Source organism: Ideonella sp. P3_A4, from assembly GCF_056403075.1.
This window is the reverse complement of the sequence record NZ_JBFUGE010000257.1, coordinates 1-8,463: the sequence shown is the minus strand read 5'-3', so window position 1 is coordinate 8,463 and position 8,463 is coordinate 1. Positions and strand designations below refer to the sequence as shown.

The following is an 8,463-nucleotide window of genomic DNA, read 5'->3' as shown; positions in this document are numbered from 1 at the left end:
GTGGACCGCAAGGCGCTGCCGGCACCGCAGGACGGTGACGTGAGGCAGGCGAGCTACGAGGCGCCGCGCGACGAGGCCGAGGCACGGCTGTGCGCGATCTGGCAAGAGGTGCTCAAGCTCGAGCGTGTCGGCGTGCATGACAACTTCTTCGCCCTCGGCGGGCATTCGCTGCTGGCCACGCGGCTGGTGAGCCGGGTGCGCCCAGCCTTCGGCGTGACGTTGCCTCTGCGGGCGGTGTTCGAGGCCCCCACTGTGGCTGCCCTCGCGGCGTGGCTCGCGTCCGGTGCAGCGACGGACGAGCCACCGCCCCTGCGCCCGCAAGCCGTGCAGGCGTCGCGACGCCTGTCTTTCGCCCAGGAGCGGCTGTGGTTCATCGACCGCTTCGAAGGCGGCAGTGCGCGCTACAACATGGTCTGGCCGCTGCGCTTGCGCGGGCGTGTAGACGCCGAGGCGCTGGCACGCGCGCTCACCGTGCTGGTCGACAGGCACCAGGTGCTGCGCACGGTGTTCGTGGAGCAGGACGACGTGGCGGTGGCTGTGGTGAACCCAGCCGAGCCGTTCATGTTGACGGTGACCTCGCTGCCGCAGCTGGATGGACCGGTGCGTTTCGACGCGGTGCGTGAGGTGCTGGCCGAGGAGGGCCGACTGCCGTTCGACCTGGGTCGAGACGTGCTGCTGCGCGGGAGCCTGCTCGGCTTTGCGGACGACGAGCATGTGCTGGTGCTGACGATGCACCACATTGCCTCGGACGGCTGGTCGCTGGGCGTGCTGGCACGCGAGCTGGGGGCGCTGTACGGGGCGTACGTGCGCGGCGAAGAGCCGTCGCTGGCGCCGCTGCCGGTGCAGTACGCGGACTACGCGCAATGGCAGCGCGAGTGGCTGCAGGGCGAAGCGCTGGAGCGTCAGCTGGGGTGGTGGACCGAGCGCCTGGCGGGGCTGCCGGCGGTGCATGCGCTGCCGCTGGACCGGCCACGGCCGGCGCGGCAGACATTCGCGACGACGACGTGGCGCCAGCCGGTGGACGGCGCGCTGGCGACGCGGCTGCGCGCGCTGTCGCAGGCAGAAGGGGCGACGCTGTTCATGACGCTGCAGGCGGCGTTCGCGGTGCTGCTGGGGCGCTGGAGCCGGGCCGACGACATCGTGATGGGCACGCCCATCGCGGGGCGCACGCAGCGCGAGCTGGAGCCGCTGGTGGGCTTCTTCGTCAACATGCTGGTGTTGCGCACGCGGCTGGAGGACGGGCCGACGTTCCGCGAGCTGTTGGCGCGCAACCGGCAAGAGCTGCTGCAGACGTATGCGCACCAGCACGTGCCGTTCGAGATGCTGGTGGAGCGGCTGCAGCCGGCGCGCAGCCTCAGCCACGGCCCGCTGTTCCAGGTCGTCTTCGCGATGCAGAACTTCGAGCGCGAACGGCTGGACCTGCAGGGCGCGTCGCTGCAGCCTTACGACACCAACGGTGACGGTGACGGTGACGGTGACGGCCTGCGGCTGGAGTACGAACTCGCGCTGCAGGTCGCCGAAGTGGGGGATGGTCTGGACTTGCGTTGGTCGTGCAACGCGGACATCCTGGAGCGGTCCACGCTTCAGCGCCTGTCCGAGGCCTATGCGCTGCTGCTCGCGGGCATCGCCGCAGACCCCGGCGCCCAGGTCGCAACGCTGCCGCTCGTGCCCGAGGCTGAGCGCATCCAGTTGCTCCACGCCTGGAACGACACCTCGATGCCGTTCGATCGCACGGCCGCCATCCACGAGCTTGTCGAGCGCCAGGCACTGCGTCGTCCGGACGCGCCTGCGCTGGTCGACGCGGCTGGCGGGTTGACCTACGCGGAACTGGACGCCCGCGCCAATCGGCTGGCGCACGGGCTCGTGGCCCGAGGTGTCCGACCTGGCGACTGCGTGGCAGTGTGGATGGCGCGTTCGAACGATCTGGTCGTAGCGCTGCTGGCCATCTTGAAGGCAGGCGGCGCCTACGTGCCGATGGACATCGACGTCCCGGACGAGCGCCTGCGCTGGCAGCTGGCGGACGCGGGCGTGCCGCTGCTGCTGACGCAGCAGGCGCTGGCGCTACGTGCTGCCGCGTCGGCGCCGGCGGGCGTCACGGTGGTGGCGCTTGATGCGCCGCAGACAACACAAGCGCTCGCAGCGATGCCGGCGGGACGCCTGCCGCGCCGCAGTGGCGACGCCGAGTCGCTGGCCTATGTGATCTACACCTCGGGCTCGACCGGCGAGCCCAAGGGCGTGCTGGTGACGCACCGCAACGTGCTGCGGCTGGTCAGCGACGAGACCTACCTGCAGGTGGGCGAGTCCGACGTGGTGGCGCAGGCGTCGAACGTGGCGTTCGATGCGGCGACTTTCGAGATCTGGCATGCACTGACGCACGGCGCGCGGCTGGTCCATGTCGACAAGAACACGCTGCTCGACCTGCATCGGCTGCAGGCGCGCCTGGTGGCCGAAGGGGTGACGGTGCTGTTCGTGACGACGGCGCTGTTCAACCAGATGGCGCATGAGCGGCCGGACGGTTTCGGCTCGCTGACCTGTCTGCTGTTCGGCGGCGAGCAAGTCAACTACGAGGCGGTGGACCGCGTGTTGGCCACGGCGCCGCCGCGCCACCTGCTGCACATGTACGGTCCGACCGAGACCACCACCTACGCGACGTGGTCGGTGCTGACCGGCCGCTATGCCGACACCGGCCGCGTGATCGCCATCGGCCGGCCGATGCGAAATGTGCGCGCGTATGTGCTGGACGAGGCGGGCGCGCTGCTGCCCATGGGCTCGGTGGGCGAGCTGTACCTGGGCGGCGAAGGCGTGGCCCGCGGCTACCTGAACCGCGAGGCCTTGACAGTCGATCGCTTCGTGCGCGATTCGTTCTCGGCGGACCCGCAGGCACGGCTGTACCGCACTGGAGACCTGGTGCGCTGGCTGCCGCAAGGCGAGCTGGAGTTCGTCGGACGGGTCGACCACCAGGTCAAGATCCGGGGCTTCCGCATCGAGCTGGGTGAGATCGAGCACCGGCTCGCGGCGTGCCCCGGCGTGCAGGACGCGGTGGTGCTGGCGCGGGCGGACAACGGCGCGGACAAGCGGCTGGTGGCCTACGTGGTGGCGCAGCCGGGCGAGGACACGCAGGCGATCGCGGCAACACTGCCGCAGCGCTGCCGCGAAGTGCTGGCGCGGCAGCTGCCCCAGTACATGGTGCCGGCGGTGGTGGTGGTGATGGCCGCGTTGCCGCTGAACGCCAACGGCAAGGTCGACCGCAAGGCGCTGCCGGCGCCGCAGGCTGCGGACATGCGCCAGGCCGAGCACGTGGCTCCACGCAACGACACCGAGGCGCGGTTGTGCGGGCTGTGGCAGGCCTTGCTGAAAGTGGACCGTGTCGGTGTGCACGACCACTTCTTCGCGCTCGGCGGGCACTCGCTGCTCGCCACACGCCTGGTCAGCCAGGTGCGCCAAGCCTTCGAGGTCGAGTTGCCCCTCGCCCACCTCTTCAACGGGCCCACCGTGGCCGAGCTGGCCGTGCGCATCGACGATGCCGCGCTGAGCCAGCGACTGCAACGACTTGCGTCCTCGATCGAGGACTCATCACAACAATCGGAGGAGATCATCTGATGAGCGCCCGAGACATTCTCAACGCGGCCTTGCAGCATGGCGTGGCCCTGGTCCTGAAAGACGGCCAGCTGGTGGCGCGGTCAAGCGCGGGCCAGATGCCCGCGGATCTCAAGGCCCTCGTGCGGGCGCACAAGGACGAGATCGTCCGTTTCCTCGGCGCGGCAGCAGCCGACGACGTCGAGGTTCCGCCGTTGCGGCGCGCGCCTGCTGACACCGCGGCGCGCCCCTCTTTCGCGCAGGAACGCCTGTGGTTCGTCGACCGCCTCGAAGAAGGCGGTACGCACTACAACATGGTGCTGCCGATGCGACTGCAAGGCCAGCTGGACACGGGCGCGCTGCGCCGTGCGCTGGCCGCGCTGATCGAGCGCCACCAGGTCTTGCGTACGGTCTATGTCGAACGCGAGGCGGCGATGGTGCCGCAGTTGCGCGAGGTGATGAGTTTCGAGTTGCAGCAGGTCTCGCTGGCGGAGCTGGCCGAGCCGGAACAAGCACACCGGGTGCACGCCGCGATCGAGGAGGAAGCCGGCCGGGCCTTCGACCTGGCGCGCGACCTGATGCTGCGCGCCCGCGTGTTCACGCTGTCGAACGACGGGCACGTGCTCGTGCTGGCGATGCACCACATCGCCTCGGACGGCTGGTCGCTGGCTGTGCTGCGCCGTGACCTCGGCGCGTTGTACGATGCTTTCGCCCAGGGGCAGGAGCCGGCATTGGCGCCGCTCGAGGTGCAGTACGCCGACTACGCGCACTGGCAACGCGATTGGCTGCAGGGGGCCTCGCTCGAGCGCGCCGTGGGCTGGTGGGCCGAGCGGCTTGCCGACCTGCCCGCCGTGCACGCGCTGCCACTGGACCGGCCGCGCCCCGCCCAGCAGACCTTCGCCGGACGGGCCTGGGTGCAGCCGCTGGACGAGGCGCTGACGGCCCGCCTGCGCGCGCTCTGCGCTGCCGAGCAGGTCACGCTGTTCATGCTGCTGCAGCGTGCCTTCGCGGTGCTGCTGGGACGCCACGGCCACACCGACGACGTCGTGATGGGCACGCCCATCGCCGGCCGCACGCAGCGCGAGTTCGAGGCCCTGGTGGGCTGTTTCGTCAACATGCTCGTGCTGCGCACACCACTGGCCGGCAGCCGATCCTTCCGCGAGTTGCTCGCCGAAGGCCGCCGCGATGTGCTCGACGCTTTCGCGCACCAGCACGTGCCCTTCGAGATGCTGGTCGAGCGCTTGCAGCCCGCTCGCAGCCTGAGCCACGGCCCACTGTGCCAGGTGCTCTTCTCGGTCCAGAATTTCGAGCGCCATCGCCTGCAGATGCACGATCTGGCGTGGCAAGCCTTCGAGTCGGACAGCGACGCGTTGCGGCTGGACTACGAACTGGGCCTGCATGTCACCGAGGTCGAGGACGGGCTGGCGCTGCAATGGTCCTGGAACACCGGCTTGTTCGATGAGCACACCGTTCGCCGCCTGGGCGCGGGCTTCGAGGTGCTGCTGCGGGGCGTGGTGGTGCAGCCGGACTCGGTCGTGGCGGCGCTGCCGCTGGTGAGCGAAACCGACCGTGCACAGCTGGCGGCATGGAACGCAACGACGACGAGCTACCCGCGCGAGGCGGGCATCCATGAGCTGTTCGAGGCCCACGCGGCGGCCCGGCCGCAGGCGCCGGCGGTGGTGGCCGGCGAGCAGGTGCTGAGCTACGGCGAACTCAACGCGCAGGCCAACCGGTTGGCACGCTGGCTGGTGGCGCAGGGCGTGGGGCCGCAGGTGCGCGTGGGGCTGTGCGCGGAGCGCTCGGTCGAGCTGGTGGTGGGGCTGCTGGCGGTGCTCAAAGCCGGCGGCGCATACGTGCCGATGGACCCGTCGTACCCCGAACAGCGGCTGAGCTTTATGCTGGACGACGCGCAAATCGGTGTGGTGCTGACGCAGCGCGAGCTGATGGCGCAGCTGCCGCTGGAACAGCGCACGGTGTTGCCGCTGGACCAGGAGATCCGCGAGCGCATGACGCGTGGGCTGTCGGCGGACAACCTCGGGCGGCAGGCCCAGGCCACAGACCTGGCCTACGTGATCTACACCTCGGGTTCGACAGGAGAGCCGAAGGGGGTGGAGGCGACACACCGCAACGTGGTGAGGCTGGTCAGCGGAGCGGCGCAGTACACGGGGCTGTCGGGGCCGGTGCGTGGACTGCTGGCGGCGCCGATCACGTTCGATGCGGCGACGTTCGAGCTGTGGGTGCCGCTGCTGAGCGGGGGCACGGTGGTGTGCCTGCCGCAGGCCGAAGGCGGCGGGCTGGACGTGGACGAGCTCAACGCGGTGGTGCAAGACCAGGGCGTGGAGATGATGTGGCTGACGGCCGGGCTGTTCGACGTGTGGGTGGACAGCGCGGGTGCGGGGAGCACGCCACTGAAGGTGGTGCTGACCGGCGGGGACGTGGTGTCGGCGCAGGCGGTCAGGCGGCTGCATGAGCGCCACGCGACGATCCGGGTGGTCAACGGCTACGGGCCGACGGAGTGCGTGACGTTCACGTGCTGCCACGTGATCGAGCGGGGTAGCGAGGCTCGGGCGATCCCGATCGGGCGGCCGGTGGCCGACACGCAGGTGCACGTGCTGGGCGAGGGCCTGCAGGCGCTGCCGGTGGGGGCGATCGGGGAGCTGTACATCGGTGGCGATGGGGTGGGACGTGGGTACCTGAACCGGCCGCAACTGCAGGCGCAGCGCTTCGTGCGCGACCCGTTCACGCCGGACGAGCAGGCACGGCTGTACCGCAGCGGCGACCTGGTGCGCTGGCGCGCGGACGGGGTGCTGGAGTTCGTCGGGCGGGTCGACCACCAGGTCAAGATCCGGGGCTTTCGCATCGAGCTGGGCGAGATCGAGCAGCGGCTGGCGGCGTGCGAAGGGGTGCGCGAAGCGGTGGTGGTGGCTTGGGGCGAGGGCGGTGCGGCCGACAAGCGGCTGGTGGCCTATGTGGTGGCCGAAGACCAAGGCGAGGACATGCAGGCGCACTGGCGCGCGGCGCTGGCGACACAACTGCCGGAGTACATGGTGCCGGCGGTGTTCGTGAAGCTGCAGGCGCTGCCGCTGACGCGCAACGGCAAGGTGGACCGCAAGGCGCTGCCGGCACCGCAGGACGGTGACGTGAGGCAGGCGAGCTACGAGGCGCCGCGCGACGAGGCCGAGGCACGGCTGTGCGCGATCTGGCAAGAGGTGCTCAAGCTCGAGCGTGTCGGCGTGCACGACAACTTCTTCTCGCTTGGCGGCGACTCGATCTTGGCGATTCGGGTCGTCACTGCGGCGAAAGCGGCCGGACTCGCCATGGCCGTCAAGGACGTCTTCAAGCACCAGACCGTCGCCGAGATGGCACGTACGATCGGCTTGGCCGAGGGGCCGGCCGAGGCGACTGCTCCGGTGGGCTCGCTGACACCCTTCGCGCTGTTGACGCCCGAAGAGCTGACCAGCCTCGGCCCGGACGCGGAAGCCCGCTACGAAGACGCCTATCCGATGTCGCAGCTGCAGCTGGGCATGGTGTTCCACACGCGCCTGGAGCAAGGCGGTGAGGCCTACCACGACATCATCAGCCTGCATGTGCAGTCGCGCTGGGATGCAGGCTGCTTCGAGCGGGCACTCACCTTCCTGTTCCGCCAGCATCCCGTGCTGCGCAGCGGCTATGAGCTGGACCTGCCGCGGCCGTTGCAACTCATCCACCGCGAGCCGCCGTTGCCGCTCTTGATCGGCGACATCCGCCACCTTGCGCCGGCTGCGCAGGATGAACTTGTCGCGCGCTGGATCGAGCAGGAGAAGCGCGTGCCGTTCGATTGGCGCGGGCCGCTGTTCAAGGTCTGCGTGCAGGTGCGCGGCGATGCCGCGTTCGAGCTTTCCTTCAGCTTCCATCACGCGGTGTACGACGGTTGGAGCAACTCGCTGCTGACCAGCCGCCTGCTGGTGCTGTACGGCCAGTTGTTGCGCGGCGAAGCACTGCCCGCACCGGTGCCCGACACCGCGTTCCGCGACTTCGTCGCCGGCGAGCTGCAAGCCCTGGGCAGTGACGAGGCGCGACGCTATTGGAGCGACTCGCTGCGCGATGCGCCGCAGGTGCAGATCCCCCGCCGCGTTGCGGCAGGCGGCCACCAGCGCGAGCGCTCGCAGCGCGCCCATCGCGTCGAGGCCTTCACGGCGCACTCGGCACCGCTGATGGCACTGGCGCGCCGTCTCGGTGTGCCGCTGCAAGCCGTTTTGCTCGCCGGGCACGTGAAGGTGCTGGCCACGCTGAGCGGGCAGCCTATGACGCTCACGTCGGTTGTTGGCAACGGCCGGCCGGAGGAGGCGGGGGGTGAGCAGGGGCTTGGCCTGTTCCTGAACTCGCTGCCGGTGGCGATCGACGTGACGCAAAGCCGCTGGGAGTCCTTGGTACGCACGCTCGCCGAGCGTCTGGCCGAGAACCTGCGCTGGCGCCACTACCCGTCGTCCGCCATCCAGCAGGACCTGCGGCGCGAGTTCTCCGAGGTGCTGTTCAACTACACGCACTTCCACGCCTACCAGGCCCTTGCTGACGCCTCGCAGCCACGCGTGGTGGCACGCCAAGGCTTCGAGAAGACCAACTACGACTACTGCGTCAACGTGTCGCGTTCGGTCGATGGTGAGCGCCTCGTGCTTGCGTTGACCTACGACGTTGATTTGTACGACGCGGGTCTGATGGAGCGGGCGGGGGGTTACTACGTGGCGGCATTCGAAGCGATGCTGCGCGATGTGGGGTCGGCACACACAGGGGTGTGCTTGCTGGGTGCAGGCGAGCGCGAGCGGCTGCTGCACGGCTGGAACGCGACGGCGCAGCCTGACGAGAACGATGCATCGCTGCACGGAGAACGATGCATCGCTGCACGCGCTG

General features: G+C 69.8%; 2 protein-coding genes. Both read left to right on the top strand.

Features of this window, described 5'->3' with window-relative positions; genetic code table 11:
• Positions 1 to 3,600, top strand: a 3,600-nt coding sequence (locus AC1DYI_RS20300) for an amino acid adenylation domain-containing protein (protein ID WP_477205942.1), incomplete at its 5' end; no start/stop codon positions are given.
• On the top strand, positions 3,600 to 8,463 hold a 4,864-nt coding region (locus tag AC1DYI_RS20295; RefSeq protein WP_477205941.1), incomplete at its 3' end, for an amino acid adenylation domain-containing protein. The genes AC1DYI_RS20300 and AC1DYI_RS20295, both read left to right, overlap by 1 nt.